We start from the raw sequence: 16,293 nt of genomic DNA, 5'->3' as shown, positions 1-16,293 counted from the left end.
CATCCGGGTCCGGCCGAGGCGTGAGCTCCGCGCCGCCCGCCGTCCCCGACCACACCGCTGTTGGGGTCACCTGATCGCCGCGCCACTCTGGCCGATGCACGGCGCGAACCTGGGCACCCTGTTGCGGACGTGCGACGCGGTCGGCGCCTGCCTCGCCGTACCCCCGTTCCGTTGGGTGGACGAGGCAGTGGCCCGGGGCAACACGCTGCGTCGGCCGGGGTGCGTTCACCGGGTCGGCAGTCCGCTGCGCTGGCTGGCCGCCGAACGGGCCGCCGGCACCCGGATCCTCGGGGTGGAACTGGCCGACGAGGCGGTCCGGCTCGGGATCTGCCCGCCGCGCGGGGCCGCACAGTGGTGCTGTTGGGGCACGAGGCGACCGGCATCCCGCCCGAGGCGCTCGACCAGCTGGACCTGGCGGTGGAGATTCCCATGGTCGGTCATGGCCACAGCCTGAACGTCGCGGTAGCCGGCTCCCTGGTCCTCTACAAACTCGCCGGCCTCCTCTAGCCCTGGATCAGGCGACGTTGTGGGGGCGGAACTGGACGCTCACCCGTGGGCCGACGGGGCGGCTGGTCTTGGGGATGGCGTGTTCCCAGGTGCGTTGGCAGGAGCCGCCCATCACGATCAGGTCGCCGTGGCCCACCGGGAAGCGCAGGCTCTCGCCGCCGCCGCGTGGGCGCAACAGCAGCGGTCGGGGTGATCCGAAGGAGACGATCGCGACGATCGTGTCGGTGTGCGCCGAGCGGCCGATGGTGTCGCCGTGCCAGGCCACGCTGTCGCGCCCGGACCGGTAGAGGCACATGCCGGCGGTGACGAAGGGCTCGCCCAGCTCGGGCGCGTAGTGCTCGGTGAGTGCGACCCGCGCGGAGGTGAGGACGGGGTGGGGGAGTTGCCTCGCGCCGTCGTACCAGCAGAGCAGGCGGGGCACGTCGACCTCGGCGTCGTACATGGTGCGCCGTTCGGCACGCCAGGGCACCTCGGTGAGCAGGGTGTCGAGGACCGTGTCGGAGCCGCGCACCCAGCCGGGGAGGTGGTCGACCCAGGCGCCCCGGCTGAGTTGGTGCCGGCGGATCTGGCCGGGCAGTGGCCCCAGGGTCGGCCCGGCGTCGGCCAGGTCGAGCATCGACGGCTGGTAGGCGGCCTGCGTCATGCAGCCACCCTAGCAGCACTTTAGTACACCCGTGCTAGCGCCGAACGGTGCCGACCCGCTCCGACCTTGGCCCGCTGCGGTCAGCCCGGGACGGTGGCGGCGCGCACGGCGTCGAACACCGCGTCCACCACCCGCGCCCGGCCCTGCCCGTCGACGGTGGACCAGGCGCGAGCGGCGAGCGTCGCGCGTCGCTGCGGCGAGCTGAGCAGCCCGTGCAGGGTCCGTGCCGCCGTCGCGCGGGCGGCTCGTCCGGCGACGCCGCCGGCGGTCAGCTCCGGCAGCTCGCCGAGGCCGGCGGCCAGGCCGTGCCGCACCACCCGGGTGTACGACTCACGTTGGTTGTCGACCACGCAGACCAGCGCGCTGGGTGCGCCGAGGCAGCAGAGTTCCCAGGTGGACGTGCCGGCGGCGCTGACCACGAGGTCGGCTTCGGTGATCAGCGCCGGCAGCGAGGTGGTGGGTGGGACCGGTCGGATGGTCTGCCCCCGGCCGGGGGCGACGTCGTCGACCTCCGCCTCGATCTCGGGTCGCCCGACGATGACAGTGAGGTCCATCGGGTGACCGGTGGCCACCAGCACCCGGGTCAGGACCGGCGCCGCGCCGACCGCGTCGGTGCCGCCGAAGAAGGCCAGCACCCGGGGGCGGCTGACCGCCGTGGCGGGCGGGACGACCGGCGGCCGGGCGCTGATCACGGTGTCGCGCAGCAGGGCGTACCCGCTCCCGGCGAGCAGCCGGCCGGGCAGTTCCGCCCCGGAACCGGGCCCGGGCAGTGCCACCGCAGACCCCAGCCCGGGCAGTGCCACCGCAGACCCCAGCCCGGGCAGCTCCGCCCCGGAACCTGGCCCCGGCAGCTCCGCTCCGAAGTTCTGGTCGAGGTAGAGGTCCGCGACCTGGCCGCGGCTGTCGCCGTCGATGATGGCGAGGGTGTAGACGCCGGCGGCGCGCAGGGCGCCGGCCCCGGCCGGGTCCAGTTCGTAGGAGTCGAGGACCAGCACGTCCAGGTGGTGTCGGCGGGCCGCCTCGACCAGTTCGGCCGCCGAGTTCGGGCCGGGAAGCAGCGGGATGCCCCGCGCGGCCAGCTCCGCGGTCGCCCAGTCGAGCCGTTCGACGGTGCCGAACACTGTGACGTCGGCGCCCCGGGCGAGGAACTCCTCGGCGAGCGCCAGGCAGCGGACGAGGTGGCCGACGCCGCGCCGTGGCCCGGCGTCGCAGCGCAACCCGACCCTCAGGGTGCTCACGACTCCTCCAGGTGCTTCTGTCGTACGTCGGCGTTGAGCGCGCGCAGCCGGGGCTGACCGTCGAGCCAGTCGGAGAGCTTGGCCAGCGGCACGCTGACGTCGCCGAAGTGATCGATGATCGCGCTGACCAGCGCCCAGTCCTGCTCGGTGTCGAGGGTGAGCCGCAGCGCGGAGCGGTCCGGGGTGAGCGTCACCCCGAGCACCCGGAACAGCTCCGGGTGGGTGTACGCGTACGAGGTGACGTGCACCCGGTGGTGGTCGGTGGCGAGCCGGCCCAGGGTGCGCAGCGTCTCCGCTCGGATGATCTCGACGTCCAGCCCTCGGGGCAGGGTCCGGGCGATCGACGTGCTGGCGTAGTCCAGCCCGGGGACCGCCCGGTACACCGACGCGACCACTGTGATGATCTCCGGGTCGAGCAGGGGGCAGTCGGCGGTGAACCGCATGACGGCGTCTCCCGGGTGCGCGGCGAGGGCGCCCACGAACCGGTCCAGCACGTCGTCGACCGGCCCGCGGTGGCACGGCACGTCGAGCCGCGCGCACTCGGCGGCCACGGCGTCGTCGACAGCGTCGGTGCTGGTGGCGACGACCAGGTCTGCCAGGACGCCACTGTCGCGGGCGGCACGTACGACCCGGCCCAGAACGGACCGTCCGGCGAGCGGGCGGAGCACCTTGCCGGGCAGCCGGGACGAACCCATGCGTGCCTGCACGATGCCGACGATCCGTGGCTTGGCGTCGTCCGTGGCGGCCCCGGGCACCGGTACGGCGGTCACTGCTGCTCCTCCTGCTTGGGGGCCAGCACCGCTGTGGCCCGGCGTTTGGCGGCGCGGGCGCCCCGCTTGGCCAGCCGGGCCGGGGTGATGGCGAGCCGGCCCACCCGGTAGCTGAGCGACCCGCTGAGCAGACCGATCGTCGTCTCGGCCCGGCGTAGCGCCCGTTCCCGCGAGGTGAGCAACTCCTCGGTCCACGCGGTCAGCGCTGCCAACCGGGTGAGTTCCTCGCGCTGGCGTAGCCACGCCTCGCGCAGCTGCTGGTAGCTGTGCCCGCCGATCGGCGGGTCGGTCGGCGCGACGGCGTGCAGTTCGGTGGCGAGGCCGACAGTGGCGCCGGCGTCCAGCCCGTCCAGCGCGGCGGCGATGGCCGCCTCGACCTCGATCGCCTCGCTGACCGTCGCGCGGTCGAGGTCGTGGCCGGCGAGTCCGCCGAGCACCACGGTCAGGCCCGTAATGTCGAGAGTGGACGACCACGGGTGGGCGTACCCGCCGGTGAGCAGGCCCGCCGCGAAGCGCCACAGCCCGCGGGCGAGCACCACGTCGCCGGGCAGCGCGGCGGTGGCCCGCCAGCTGGGGTCGAGCACCGCGTACCGCTCGCCGTCGACCACCACGTTGTCGGTGCCGGCCAGCGCCGCCGCGCCGGCGATCCGGCCGTCGGCGTCGGCCTGGTCGGCGAGCCAGCCCGCGTAACCGCGCAGCAGCGCGCGCAGGGTGGCCAGGTCGCGGCGCAGGGCCGCGTCGAGCAGCAGGGTACGCAGCAGCCGGCCGGCCGGCACCGGTCCGGACAGCGCGTCCGCGTCCCGGTACGCGGCTTCGCGGCTCGCGAACGGCGCGACGGCCGGCGTCGTCGCGTCGGTGGCCCGGATGAGCCCCCAGCGCCAACCGGAGGGGCCGTGCAGCACCTCCAGCACGCCGATCCCGGGGCGACCGGTCTGCACGAGGGCCACCGGCAGGTCCCCGTCGACGGCCGGCGTGGTCGGGTCCGTGGGGTCGGCGGGCCGGTGGGCGAGCGTCAGCCAGCCCGGTGCGAGGTCGGCGGCGCGCCCGGCGTGCAGCGCGTCCACCGCGAGCCGGGCCGGGTCCTGGAGCACAGTGGCGCTGGTGAAACCCCCGGCGCAGGCGCCGTGCAGCACCGCGTCGAACAGGCCGGAGCCCGCGTCCCGGTCGAGGTGGTCGGCGTCCAGCAGCGCCGTCGGGGTGGTGACACCGGGGTACGCCGCCCAGCACGCGGTCGGCCGCAGTCCCGCCGCGCCGAGCCGCTCGCGCAGTTGGTCCCGGTTGGCCGGGTGGGTGCGGTCCAGCACGCCGCCGATCACCCAGGCGGAGTCGTCGCGGCTGGCGTACCAGGGGGTGGTGTCGACAAGCCGGTGCAGGCCCAGCGGGTTGTCCAGGCGCAGCAGCAACGTGCCACCCGGTCGCACCGCGGCGACGAGTCGCGCCAGCACACCGTCCCAGCCGAGCCGGGTGCCCTCCACCGACTCGACCGGGTCCAGCCCGGCAGCCGCGATGACCACGTCGTACGTCTCGTCGTCGGGCAGCCCGGCCGGGCCGCCCACCACCACGCGGGCGGCCCGGTGCGCCAGCGCCACCGCGTCCGGGTGGCTGCGCAGCAGGCAGGTGACCTCGGCGTGGGTGAGCTGGTCGAGCAGTGCCGGGTCGTGTGGACCGGCCACCAGGACCCGGGCGCCGGGCGGCACCAACCGTGCGGCCAGCGCGGCGAGCGGCCCGCCGTTGGCCAGCCGTTTCTGCGGCAGGTCCGACCAGGCCAGCATCTCGCCGCCCGGCAGGGTGATCCGGTCGGCGGGTGCCGTCTCAGTCGTCACGGTCTTCCTCTTCCTCCTGGAGGTTCGCCCAACCGAGCAGCTCGCGAAGCTCGGCCGGCGTGCAGCGGTTGTCGGTGCCCAGTTCGGCGCGGGCGATCTCGACAGCTGTGGGCAGGTCGACTGTGGTGCCGTGCAGCTGCGGCCACTGCCGTCGGATCCGAGCGGTGCCGCCGAAGGTCGGGTCCTCGTTGGACAGGATCATCGGGTCGCCGTAGACCGCCGGCTCGCACCCGGCCGCGATGCCGTAGAAGATCGCGCTGGTCAGCCGGTTGGATGCTACCCGGCGGTGACGGCGCAGCTCGGTGAGCTGCCGGTCGAGGAACTCCGGATCGGTGTCCTTCCACCAGTGCCCTCGGTAGCCGTGGCAGATCACCCGGAACCCGGCGCGCTCGTAGAGCCGGCGCACGTTGCGCATCCGGTACTCGTGCCAGTAGAGGCAGACAGTGACCGGGCCGGGCTCGGTGTCCTTGATGAGGGCGATCAGTGTGCGGTGGTCGCCCTTGACGTGTTGACCCTCCCAGCCGTGGAACGGGTACCAGATGGTGCCCTCCCGCTCCTCGGCCGGTGGATCCTCGGGTCGCATGGCCAGCAGGTAGCTGAACGGCGCGCCGATGACGACAACGTTGCGCCGCCCCACCGACCAGGCCCGGCGGCGGGTCTGCTCCGACCAGAGCAGGCTGGGGGTGCGGTCGGCGTACGGGTGGCCGGGGGCCAGGCCGTCGCCGATGTTCCAGCCGTGCTGCACGTACCCGTTGATCCGGGGTGGGTGCCGGTCGCCGAGGCCGGCGTACCGGGCCAGCACGTGCGCGTGGCCGTAGAAGTGGTTGGCGTGGTGCATCAGGTTCCCATCAGGCGGCGGAACGCACCGAGCTGCCCCGCACCACGGCGGTCAGCGCGTCGATGACGCGGTCCTGGTCGGCGTCGCTGAGCCCCGGGTAGAGCGGCAGCGACAGCTGCTGGGAGTAGAACGACTCGGCCACCGGGCAGGACCCGCGCCGGTAACCCAGGTCGGCGAAGGCCGGGTGCCAGTGCACCGGGATGTAGTTGACCTGGACGCCGATGCCGGCGGCCCGCATCCGGTCGTACACCTCACGGCGACGTCCGTCGAGCACCCGGATCGGGTAGAGGTGCCAGGCCGGGTCCGCCCACGACCTGCGGTTTGGCAGCAGTACGCCGTCCAGGTCGGCCAGTGCCTCGTCGTATCGGGCGACCAGGGCGCTGCGGCGGGCCGTGAACGCGCCGAGCCGACGCAGTTGGCTGCGGCCCAGGGCGCAGAGCACGTCCGGCAGCCGGTAGTTCAGCCCGAACTCGTGCACCTCCTGGTGCCAGCCGCCCTCGTCCGGGAAACGCAGGTCGTCGCGTTCGCGGACCACGCCGACGCCACGGAACCGGCGGGCCCGCTTCAGGATCTCCGGGTCGAGCGCCGCGACGGCGCCGCCCTCGGCGGTGGTCAGGTTCTTCGTGGGGAAGAACGAGAACGTGGTCAGGTCGGCGAGCGAACCGACCGGCCGACCGTGGTACGTCCCGCCGATCGAGTGCGCCGCGTCGGCGAGCAGCAGCGCGTCGCTGCCTGCGACCGACGTGCGCAGCGCGTCGTAGTCGGCGGGGTGGCCTGCGTAGTCGACAGCGGCGACGACCTTCGTCCGCGAGGTGACAGCGGCGGCGGCCGCCGCCGGGTCGAGGCAGAACGTCTCGTCGTCGACGTCGGCGAACACGATCTTCGCGCCGAGGGCGACCGCGCTGCTGGCTGTCGCCACGAACGTCATCGGCGGGACGACCACCTCGTCGCCCGGCCCCACCCCGGCCGCCGCGTACGCCACGTGCAGCGCGGCGGTGCCGTTGGAGACGGCGGCGACACCGACTCCGCCGGTCCACCGGGCGAGGTCGGCCTCGAAGGCGTCGACCTGCGGACCGGTGGTGAGCCAGTCGCCGCGCAGCACGTCGGCGACGGCGGCGACGTCGTCCTCGCTGATCGACTGCCGGCCGTACGGGAGCATCCCCGTCATCCGTTGATGCCGAGCATGTCGCGCAACTGCTCGACGGTGAGCCACTCGTCGTTGGTGTCCGACTGGTAGGCGAAGCCGTCCGGCACCGGGTCGCAGTCGACCGGCGCCTGGTAGCCCCAGGTGGCGATGGTCGGCTGGACGATGAACCGGCCGTCGGCGCGCAGCGTCCGCCGGCTGTCGTCGGGCGCGATCATCTCCTCGTGCAGCTTCTCGCCCGGCCGGATCCCGATCTCGTGGGTGGTGGCGTCCGGGGCCACGGCCTCGACCAGGTCGAGGATGCGCATGCTCGGGATACGCGGCACGAACAGCTCGCCGCCCTGCATCTGGTCGAACGAGTCCATGACGAACTGCACGGCCTGGTCCAGGGTGATCCAGAAGCGGGTCATCCGCTTGTCGGTGATCGGCAGGCTCTTGCCCTCGGCGGCCAGCCGGCGGAACAGCGGAACCACCGAGCCGCGGCTGCCCACCACGTTGCCGTAGCGCACCACCGAGAACCGGGTGGGGTGCTGGGCGGCGTAGTGGTTGGCCGAGACGAACAGCTTGTCGCCGACCAGCTTCGTCGCGCCGTACAGGTTGATCGGGCTGGACGCCTTGTCGGTGGAGAGCGCGATGACCTTCTTGACGCCGGCCTCGATCGCCGCGTCGACGACGTGCTGCGAGCCGGTGATGTTCGTGGCGATGTACTCCGAGGGGTTGTACTCGGCGGTGTCCACCTGCTTCAGCGCGGCGGCGTGCACCACGTGGTCGACGCCGTGCATGGCCCGGGTGAGGCGGTGCCGGTCCCGGATGTCGCCGATGAACCAACGCAGCCGCGGGTCGTCGCCGAGTTGCTGGCGAAGCTCGTACTGCTTGAGCTCGTCGCGGGAGAACACCACCACGCGGGCGGGGTCGGCCTCGTTGAGGATGTGCCGGAGGAACGTCCTGCCGAAGGAACCAGTTCCGCCGGTGATCAGAATGGACGATCCATTCAACTCACTCAATGTGGTGCTCCCGTGTTCGTGGATGAACGAGCGGCCCTGGGCCGGCCGACCGGGGTGACACGCTAGCCATGGCGGGTTAACTCCTCGGCGCTCGCGGGTGAACCGCAACCTTTGCTCCCGTGAATGCCGAACACCGCGCAGGCGAACACTTCCGACCGCCCCGGGTGTGGGCTGACCTGGCCGGATCGGGCCGTTACAGTGACCGCGCGAACGACCCGTCGGCCCGGCGCGCAGCCGGGTCCCCCGTTCACCCGACATCCACACCGGCTCGGTGCGAGCGGGCCACCCCGGGCGTCACCGACGCCGGCCGGTGGGCCCGTCGGATCAGCGCGGGCCCGATCCGGCCGGCAATTCTGGAGGCGTTCATGGCACCCGGTAGTGACGTGGTCGAACGGCCGGTGGTGGTGGCCGAGACGCCGAGCGGCCCGACCGCCCGGCGTTGGCTGGTGCCGCTGCTGCTGGTCGTCGGTTGGGTGCTCAGCGTGGCCTGGCGGATGTGGTGGTCCCGGCACGTCGTGCTGCCGATCGCGCACACCGACGAGGACAGCTACCTGAACACCGCCCGCGCGTTGGCCGGCGGTCCGGGGGGCTTCAGCAGCGAGAACGACCTGCTGCGCCGGGTCGGCTACCCGATGCTGATCTCGCCGGCGTTCCTCGGGGACCGGGACTTCACCGACAGCTACCGGATCGTCCAGTTGATCAACGCGATGGTGAACTCGACGCTGCTGCCGCTGGCATACCTGTTCGGTCGCCGCCTGTTCCAGCTGCGCCGCTCGTACGCGCTGCTCGGCGCGGTCGTGGCGGCGACCCTGCCGGCCACCGCCTTCTACGCGGGCGTGGCCATGATCGACGCGGTGATGGCGCCGCTCGTGGTCGCCTGGCTGCTCGCCGTGCACCGCTGGATCACCCGGCCCGGCCCGCTCGCCGCCGCCACAGTGGGCCTGCTGGTCGGCGGGTTCCACCTGCTGCACTCCCGCGGCCTGGTGATCGTGGCCGTGCACGCCGGGCTGGTGCTGCTGCTGTTCGTCCGCCGCCGGATCAGCCCGCCCGTGGTGCTCGCGGCGCTGCTGCCGGTGCTCGCCATGGCGCTCGTCAACGAGGCCGCCATCCACTACCTCGGCGGCAAGGTCTACCTGCTCGGCAGCACTCCCGGCGGCAGCACGCTCGACGCGATCGCCTCCGCCCAGGGCGTGGCCCGGGTGAGCGCCGCGGTCACCACCCAGCTCTGGTACCTCGTGGTGATCACGTTCGGACTGGCCGGGGTGGCCTGGGCCGGGGCCGTCCGCGAGCTGTGGCGTCCGCGGCACGGCGACGCGGCCCGCTGGACGATGGGCGTGGCGCTGGTGGTGACCGTCGGGGTGGCCGGCGGCGCGTCGGTGATCCTGTCCGGCATCACCGGCAAGCCGCTGGACGCGATCTACGGCCGGTACGTGCAGATGCTCGCGCCGTTCTGGCTGCTGGTCGGGCTGGGGGTGCTGTTCACCGCCGGGTGGCGGGTGGTGCTGCGCCGGGTGGCCGTCGCGGTGGCGTTGCTGGTCGGCGGCGGCGCGCTGATCGCGGCCCGACTCGCGTACGTGGCCAGCCAGGGCCACCAGTTGCGCTACGGCGGTTTCAGCGCGCCGGACCTGGTGGCATTGACCGGGGGCTGGCGTGAACTGCGACCGGTGGTCGGGTCGCTGGTCGGCATCGCCGGCTGTGTGCTGCTCGTCGCCGCGGCCCGGGTGCCCCGCCTGCGGCTGCCGATCCTCGGCGCCCTCGTGGTGGTCAACCTCGTCACGATGCAGGTGATCGACGAACGGATCGTGCGACCGGCCGCCGAGAGCACCGCCCCGACGCCCCGGGTGGCCGACGTCGGCGTACGCCCCGGCGAGCGGGTGTGGGCCTCGACCGGCGTGCACTACGTCCTCCGGTTCAACCTCAGCCACCAGGTGACCTGGACCGACGTCCGGTGGTTCGGCGACAAACAGCCGCCGGCCGCGGCGCAGGTCGTGTTCGCCCGCTGGGCACCCGGGCAGGTCGACGACTGGGACGGGACGGCGTACGGCTTCGTCCGACTCGGTGGCAACCCGGAGCAGCACTGGGCCGCCTGGCGGCGCGCCTGACCCACCGCACCCGGTGGACACCGCTATCCGTTAACGGCGGATGTCCACCGGGAGCACTGTCGGTTAATGGTTCCCGTCCATTGCGGTAAAGGGGCCGAGAATCAGCGCTGGCGACGGTCCGCCCGAGCCAGGGAAATCGGGACGACGGTGATGTCCCGGCCGTCGGACACCTCCTGTCGCGGCGTGCCCTCGACGAATCGGAAACGTCGGTTCATCTGCCGTACGACGGTATTGTGACCGAGCACCTCGCCGTCGAGTCGGTCCAGGTGCAACCCGTCGAAGGCGTACTCGACGGCCTCCCGCATGACCCCCAGCCAGGCCGGCAGTGTCTCGCCCCGCCCGTCCAGCCCCTCCGCGTCGAGATAGAAGCCCCACGCACCGGTGCGGGGGCCGTCCAACCGCAGGTCGAAGAAGGTGACCACACCGCAGGGACGGTCGTCGCGGACGTACACCAGCACTCGCCGGGACGGGTCGTCGCGGACCGCCGACCACCACCGGGCGTGCTCCTCGGCGGAGATCTCGTGACTGGTCTTGCTGACCTGTCGATTGGTTTCCTGATTACGCCAGGACAACATCAGATGAACGTCGTCCGTCGTCGCTTCGCGCAGCACGTGCGTCTCGCTTTCCTAGCCGTTCACGTCGGGCTCCGGCACCTTACCCGGGCCTACCGGGAAATCAGATATGCATTCGTTGGGTTGTAGACTGCGGCGCATGAACGAATTGAGTCGCGCGCAGATCCGCGACCTCATGGCTCAGGTGCTGAAGAATCAGGACAAGGAGCTGCCCGCTGACGACGCGGCGCAGTTGCGGGAGATCGGCTTCCGGTCGCTCGACTTCTCCGAGCTTGCCCTGCGGGTGGAGGACGAGACGGGGGAGGAGCTCAACTTCGACGCCCCCGGGCTGCGTCGCATCGCCACCGTCGGGGACGTCCTCGACTTCCTCGTCGAGCTTCAACACCAGTGACCGTCGCGACGTCGCGCCACCTGACCCCCGCCGGCCCGGAGCCGGCCGGTGTCGACAACCGGCTCGTCGTCGGTGGCGCCGCGCTGACCTGGCGTTCGCTGCCGACGCCCACACTGCCCGACCCGGCGGCGGTGCTCGCCCGCTCGGCCGTGCACGCGCTCACCGCGGCGCGGCAGCACGCCGCGCACGGCACCGAGCTGCTGCTCAGCACCGCGAGTCGGGTCGACGCGGTGATGCGCACCGAGCTGCTGGAGGCCGGGTTCACCGTCGGCGTCCTCGACGACGACGGCGTGCACCCGAGCGCACCGGCCCGGCCGCGAGCCGCCGAGCCGGGCCGGCTCTGGCTGCTGACCTCGGGCTCCACCGGGCGTCCGAAGCAGGTCGGGCACACCCTCGACACGCTGACCACGGTACGGGCCGACCAGCCCGACCGGACCTGGCTCTGCCCGTACGCCCCGGGCACGTACGCCTGGTGGCAGGTCGTCACCCTGTCGCTGACCCAGCCCGGCCAGCACCTGGTGGTGGTCGAGCCCGACGAGTTGGACGACTGGCCCACCGTCGCGGCCACCCACGGGGTGGACGCGGCCTCCGGCACCCCGACCTTCTGGCGGCGCACCCTCTACCGCGACGCCGAGGCCCTCGCTCGGGTGCCGCTGCGCCAGATCACCCTCGGCGGGGAACCGGTGGACCAGGCGATCCTGGACCAGCTGCGGGAGGTCTTCCCGACGGCCCGGATCTCCTGGATCTACGCGTCCTCCGAGGTGGGGGCGTCCATTGTGGTGCACGACGGGCGGGCCGGGTTCCCTGTCGACTGGCTGGACCGGGAAACCCCGGGCCGGCCGACGCTCTCCGTCCGCGACGACGAGCTGGTGGTCACCTCCCCGTACCACGGGGCCGGTCTCGCCGGCCCGATCCGCACCGGTGACCGGGTGCAGGTGCTCGACGGCCGGGTGCTGATCACCGGCCGACTGGACTCCGACGAGATCAACGTCGGTGGCAGCAAGGTCTCCGCCGGTGTGGTCCGCGGCGTGCTCGCCGGTCATCCGGCGGTGGCCTGGGCCCGGGTGACCGGCCGCCGTGCCCCGGTGCTCGGGCGGATGGTGGTCGCCGAGGTGGTCCTCGCCGCCGCCGACCCGTCCGATGCCGACACCGGTGCGCCGGACGAGGCCGCGCTGGTCCGCTGGTGCGCCGACCGGCTCCCCGAGCACGCGGTGCCGCGCCGCATTCGCGTCCTGACCGACATTCCCGTCAAGGAGACCCTGAAGAGCGATGTCTGAGCCCGCCGACACCCAGCTCGTCCCGCCCAGCTCCGTGGTCCTCGTCTCCGGCGGTTCCCGTGGCCTCGGTCTGGCCATCGTCACCGACCTGCTCGACGCCGGCGTACGCGTGGCCGCGTTCGCCCGCACCATCACCCCGGAGTTGGAGAAGCTCGCCGCCGAGCATCCCGACCGGGTGCACGTCGGCTCGGTGGACGTCACCGACCTGCGCGCCGCGCAGAGCTTCGTCCGCGAGGTGGAGCAGCGCCTCGGCCCGATCGACGGCATCGTCAACAACGCCGCCATGGGGCAGGACTCCCTGCACGCGCACACCGCCACCGACGACATTGCCCGGATCATCGAGACCAACCTGACGGCCCCGCTACAGCTGACCCGGCTGGTGATCCGCCGGATGCTCGCCAAGGGGCTGCGCGGGCGGATCGTCAACATCACCTCGATCTGCGGGCAGCGCGGTTTTCCCGGCCTCGTCGCGTACTCGGCCACCAAGGGCGGCATGGACGCCGCCACCCGCTCGCTCGCCCGCGAACTGGGCGGCCGGATGCTGGTCAACTCGGTCGCGCCCGGGTTCTTCGCCTCGGAGATGTCCGCCGTGCTCGGTCCGACCCAGCTCGACCAGATCGTGCGCCGCACCCCGACCGGTCACCTGACCGAGCCGGTGGAGGTCACCCCGGTCGTGCGGATGCTGCTGCGGGAGCACACCAACATCAACGGCCAGGTCATCGTGGTGGACGGTGCCGCCGCCATCTGACCTGCGGTTGGTTCCGCTGCCGGTGCAACAAGCGCGGCACGGCGGGATTGCCGTGCCGCCCCTGTCGTCGGGGGCGGTCGGCGGGGCCGTGCCGCGTCCGGTGCCGGGGCTGCTCGCCGCCGCCGAGCGGCACCTGCGCATCGGCACCCCCGCCGACCTGGCCGACGCGGCGACCCGTAGCCACCTCGACGACGGCCGCTGCGTCGGCTGGTACGGCCCATCGACGCCCGGTTGGCGGGTGGCCATCGACGCGGAGCGCGCCGACGCCCCGGTGCCGCCGGCGTTGGCCCGCCGGTTCGGCGCGGCGGACTTCTGGGCCCGGTGGACCCGGGCCGAGTGCTGCTGCAAGTTGGCCGACGTGCCGGTGGCGGCCTGGTGGCGGCGTCACGGCCTGGGTACGCAGGCAGCGGGCTCGGCGGTCTGGCGGACCCTCCGGCTGGCCGACCTGGTGCTCACCGTCGGCTTCGCCCCGGACGGTCAAGGTGCCGCAGCCGACGGCCGACCCCTGTAGACCCAACCCCCACCCGCCCCACCCGGCCCCCACCCGCCCCGCCTGCCCGCCGCACCCGGTCGATCATGGAGTTGTGGTGCCTCACGATGCAGGCACGCGGGGTCTGAACGCCCACCACAAGTCCATGATCGACAGGGGCAGGCCGCGTACGGGCCGGGCGGGGGCGGGATGGGTTAGATCTGGTTCCAGCTCAGGGGGGTGCCGCGGGGGACGTCAGTGGTGAACGTGCGGCCCAGGACCCGGTCGATCTCCACGGGCGCCAGCCCGCCGGCCGGCCGGATCGAGCGGACGTTCTGCGCGGTCACCGGATCGCCGGCCCGGACGTCCTCGACCACGAAGAGCGACCGGCGGAACCGTAGCCCCTCCCGCTCCGCCGGGGTCGGTCCGATGGCGGTGCCGCCCAGCGCCTCGTACGCGCGGCCGGACTCGGCGACCAGGGCCGTGAGCTCCGCCGGGTTCAGGGAGAAGTCCGAGTCCACGCCGCCGTCGGCCCGGTCCAGCGTCACATGCTTCTCGATGAAGCAGGCGCCGAGCGCCACCGAGGCGACCGCCACCCCGATGCCGGGGGTGTGGTCGGAGAGCCCGACCGGCACGTCGAACGCGCCGGCCAGCACGGGCAACCGGCGCAGGTTGCTGTCGGCCGGCGGGGCCGGGTAAGACGCGGTGCAGGCCAGCAGGACGATGCCCGCCGCGCCGCCGGCCCGGGCGGTGCGCACGGCGGCGTCGATCTCGGCGACCGTCGCCATTCCGGTGGAGATGACCATCGGCTTGCCGGTGCTGGCCACCAGTCGGATCAGCGGCAGGTCGACCAACTCCGACGAGGCGATCTTGTACGCGGGCGCGTCCAGCGACTCCAGCAGCTCCACGGCGGTCGCGTCGAACGGCGACGAGAAAACGGTCAGGCCCCGCTCGCGGGCCCGCTCGAAGATCGGGGCGTGCCACTCGTACGGGGTGTGCGCGCGCTCGTAGAGGCGGTACAGGTTCTCCCCGCCCCACAGCTCGTGCCCGCTGGAGATCCGAAACGCCGGGGTGTCGACGTCGATGGTGATGGTGTCCGGCCGGTACGTCTGGAGCTTGAGCGCGTGCGCCCCGCTCGCGGCCACCGCGTCGACGATGGCCAGCGCCCGGTTCAGATCGCCGTTGTGGTTGCCGGACATCTCGGCGACCACGAACGGTCGCTCCCCGGCACCGACCGCGTGCGGTCCGATCTTGATTGTCGCTGTCATTCCGACCTCTGCTCGGGTACGCCCGCACCGGGGTGCGGTGGTGCTGTCGTCGTCCACCCGGCGGGCGGACGACCTGGGAAATCGGGTCGCCGGGAGCCGCCCCGGCTCCCGGCGTGCTCCACTGTGGGGTCGTTCACGGCAGCCGGCCGACGGCCAGCGCGTCGTGCCGCTCCGGCGTGAGCCCACCGTCGCGCGTCGGCCCGGCGCTCGCCCCTCGCCCCGGGTCCTCGTCGGCGGCGACCGAACCGCCGTCGGCGCCGCCCACCGTGCCGGACCGACGCAGGCGACCCGCGACCCGGTGGGCCTGGCGCAGCGCCGAGTACGCCACCCAGTCACCCCGCCCGACGAGGCGGTGCTTGAGCCCGGCCACGCCCGGGGGCAGCGGGTAGCCGCCGGTGGGCAGGTACCGACGGTAGTGCGCGGCGGCCCGGTGGAAGAAGTCGCGCCGTAGATGTGGGTGCAGCCGACCGTCGTTGCCCACCACCACCAGGTAGTGGCTGATCATCAGCTCGAACAGCTCGGCCTGCAACCGCTCGTCCGGGTGCTTCCGGGCGACCCAGTCCAGCAGCCGCTCGTACTGGGCGAAGGCGTCGAAGTGCCGGCCGCTGCGGGTGGAGGTGATCGCGCCCTGGCGGCCCTGGCGGTACAGGTAGCAGACCCGGTCCAGCACGGAGATCTTCTCGGCCCCGATCAGCAGGGGGTGGCTGAACGGGATGTCCTCGTACCAGCCGGGGAAGAACCGCAGCTCCAGCTCGTCCATGAAGTCCCGGCGGACCACCTTGTTCCAGGCGGTGTGCTGTACCCGCAGGAGCTGCGGCTGGTCGGCCAACCGGGTCACGCCGGTGATGCCGCGCAGCAGCGGGCTGCTCGCGTCGACCTCCCGCCGGCCGTCCTCGTGCACCCGCAGGTGGTCGAGCATCAGCACGTCGGGCTGGTGCTGACGCAGCCGGTCCAGCACCGCCGCGATCGTGCCCGGTGGCAACCAGTCGTCGCTGTCGACGAACCAGACGTACCGGCCGGTGGCCACGTCGAGCCCGGCGTTGCGGGCCAGCCCCAGACCCACGTTGCTGCTCAGGTGCACGACGCGCACGCCGTCGCGGCTGACCGCGTACGACCGGAGCATGTCGCCGCAGCCGTCCGGGGAGGCGTCGTCGACGGCGATCAGCTCGACCGCGTCCGACTCGCCCGCCGGGATGTCGGCCCGGATCGACTCGAGGCACTGGTACAGGTACGCCTCGACGCCGTACACGGGCACGACGATGCTCAGCAGCGGTGCGTGCGTCGGCTCATTGACCACGTCCGCCACCTTCGACGACCCGGGTGGCCGGCCCCGGAACCTGACGTTGCCGCCGATGGTGGACTCTCTGAACTCCCGACCAGCGGAAGGTTAACGCCGGGCCGGTGGGCGGTTTCCGGCCCGGGGAACGCGGGCTGGTGGGGCGGGTGGGATGCGTCCGGTTCACCCGGGAGTGACCCGGTAGGGTGCCTCGGTGCGGCCC

Annotated in this window: 16 protein-coding genes; 6 read left to right on the top strand and 10 right to left on the bottom strand. The window is 73.0% G+C overall.

The window, feature by feature from the left end:
* Nucleotides 1-129: 129 nt before the first annotated feature.
* Entirely contained in the window at nt 130-507 is a 378-nt protein-coding gene (locus OG598_RS16855; RefSeq protein ID WP_328650058.1) for a TrmH family RNA methyltransferase, read from the top strand.
* Between the two features lie 7 nt (nt 508-514).
* Here the strand turns inward: OG598_RS16855 and OG598_RS16850 are convergent, their stop codons facing one another.
* The 7 genes from OG598_RS16850 to pseB all read right to left on the bottom strand — a co-directional run bounded on the left by OG598_RS16850 (nt 515) and on the right by pseB (nt 7,967).
* Nucleotides 515-1,150: an alpha-ketoglutarate-dependent dioxygenase AlkB gene (locus OG598_RS16850; protein ID WP_328650057.1), complete on the bottom strand. Its 636-nt coding sequence runs from the start codon at nt 1,148-1,150 to the stop codon at nt 515-517.
* A gap of 80 nt (nt 1,151-1,230) precedes the next feature.
* The gene (locus OG598_RS16845) at nt 1,231-2,388 is read right to left on the bottom strand and encodes a PseG/SpsG family protein (RefSeq protein ID WP_328650056.1); all 1,158 of its coding nucleotides are present in this window, start codon (nt 2,386-2,388) and stop codon (nt 1,231-1,233) included.
* Nucleotides 2,385-3,158, bottom strand: a complete 774-nt coding sequence (locus OG598_RS16840) for a glycosyltransferase family protein (protein WP_328650055.1) — start codon at nt 3,156-3,158, stop codon at nt 2,385-2,387. The genes OG598_RS16845 and OG598_RS16840 overlap by 4 nt, the downstream gene beginning before the upstream one ends.
* A complete protein-coding gene (locus OG598_RS16835; protein WP_328650054.1) occupies nt 3,155-4,981 on the bottom strand; it encodes a class I SAM-dependent methyltransferase in 1,827 nt (608 codons plus the stop codon). The genes OG598_RS16840 and OG598_RS16835 overlap by 4 nt, the downstream gene beginning before the upstream one ends.
* Nucleotides 4,971-5,819 carry a hypothetical protein gene (locus OG598_RS16830; RefSeq protein ID WP_328650053.1) on the bottom strand — a complete coding sequence of 283 codons (849 nt, stop codon included), beginning with the start codon at nt 5,817-5,819 and terminating at the stop codon, nt 4,971-4,973. The genes OG598_RS16835 and OG598_RS16830 overlap by 11 nt, the downstream gene beginning before the upstream one ends.
* Before the next feature lie 10 nt (nt 5,820-5,829).
* Nucleotides 5,830-6,987 carry a DegT/DnrJ/EryC1/StrS family aminotransferase gene (locus OG598_RS16825; RefSeq protein WP_328650052.1) on the bottom strand — a complete coding sequence of 386 codons (1,158 nt, stop codon included), beginning with the start codon at nt 6,985-6,987 and terminating at the stop codon, nt 5,830-5,832.
* Nucleotides 6,984-7,967, bottom strand: a complete 984-nt coding sequence (pseB, locus tag OG598_RS16820; protein ID WP_210816822.1) for a UDP-N-acetylglucosamine 4,6-dehydratase (inverting) — start codon at nt 7,965-7,967, stop codon at nt 6,984-6,986. The genes OG598_RS16825 and pseB overlap by 4 nt, the downstream gene beginning before the upstream one ends.
* A 365-nt stretch (nt 7,968-8,332) precedes the next feature.
* Between pseB and OG598_RS16815 the strand changes: the two genes are divergently transcribed.
* Nucleotides 8,333-10,069 (top strand): hypothetical protein, encoded by a 1,737-nt coding sequence (locus OG598_RS16815; RefSeq protein WP_328650051.1) that lies wholly within the window; start codon nt 8,333-8,335, stop codon nt 10,067-10,069.
* A gap of 101 nt (nt 10,070-10,170) precedes the next feature.
* On the opposite strand, the gene OG598_RS16810 is transcribed toward OG598_RS16815, so the two are convergent.
* Nucleotides 10,171-10,680 (bottom strand): GNAT family N-acetyltransferase, encoded by a 510-nt coding sequence (locus tag OG598_RS16810; protein ID WP_328650050.1) that lies wholly within the window; start codon nt 10,678-10,680, stop codon nt 10,171-10,173.
* 100 nt (nt 10,681-10,780) lie between these two features.
* Here OG598_RS16810 and OG598_RS16805 point away from each other — a divergent pair, with 100 nt between their 5' ends.
* The 4 genes from OG598_RS16805 to OG598_RS16790 are packed head-to-tail and all read left to right on the top strand — an operon-like array spanning nt 10,781 to nt 13,568.
* Nucleotides 10,781-11,032 (top strand): acyl carrier protein, encoded by a 252-nt coding sequence (locus OG598_RS16805; protein ID WP_091401397.1) that lies wholly within the window; start codon nt 10,781-10,783, stop codon nt 11,030-11,032.
* Nucleotides 11,029-12,309: an AMP-binding protein gene (locus OG598_RS16800; protein WP_328650049.1), complete on the top strand. Its 1,281-nt coding sequence runs from the start codon at nt 11,029-11,031 to the stop codon at nt 12,307-12,309. Before OG598_RS16805 ends, OG598_RS16800 begins: the two co-directional genes overlap by 4 nt.
* Complete coding sequence (locus tag OG598_RS16795) at nt 12,302-13,057, top strand: SDR family NAD(P)-dependent oxidoreductase (protein WP_328650048.1); 756 nt, start codon at nt 12,302-12,304, stop codon at nt 13,055-13,057. Before OG598_RS16800 ends, OG598_RS16795 begins: the two co-directional genes overlap by 8 nt.
* The gene (locus OG598_RS16790) at nt 13,041-13,568 is read left to right on the top strand and encodes a hypothetical protein (RefSeq protein WP_328650047.1); all 528 of its coding nucleotides are present in this window, start codon (nt 13,041-13,043) and stop codon (nt 13,566-13,568) included. Before OG598_RS16795 ends, OG598_RS16790 begins: the two co-directional genes overlap by 17 nt.
* Nucleotides 13,569-13,741: 173 nt before the next feature.
* Here the strand turns inward: OG598_RS16790 and pseI are convergent, their stop codons facing one another.
* Nucleotides 13,742-14,794, bottom strand: a complete 1,053-nt coding sequence (gene pseI, locus OG598_RS16785) for a pseudaminic acid synthase (protein ID WP_328650046.1) — start codon at nt 14,792-14,794, stop codon at nt 13,742-13,744.
* Between the two features lie 133 nt (nt 14,795-14,927).
* Nucleotides 14,928-16,091, bottom strand: a complete 1,164-nt coding sequence (locus OG598_RS16780; protein ID WP_328650045.1) for a glycosyltransferase family 2 protein — start codon at nt 16,089-16,091, stop codon at nt 14,928-14,930.
* Nucleotides 16,092-16,293: the final 202 nt, after the last annotated feature.

The organism is Micromonospora sp. NBC_00330, assembly GCF_036136635.1.
Lineage (GTDB): Bacteria > Actinomycetota > Actinomycetes > Mycobacteriales > Micromonosporaceae > Micromonospora > Micromonospora salmantinae.
This window is presented reverse-complemented; position numbering and strand designations above follow the sequence as displayed.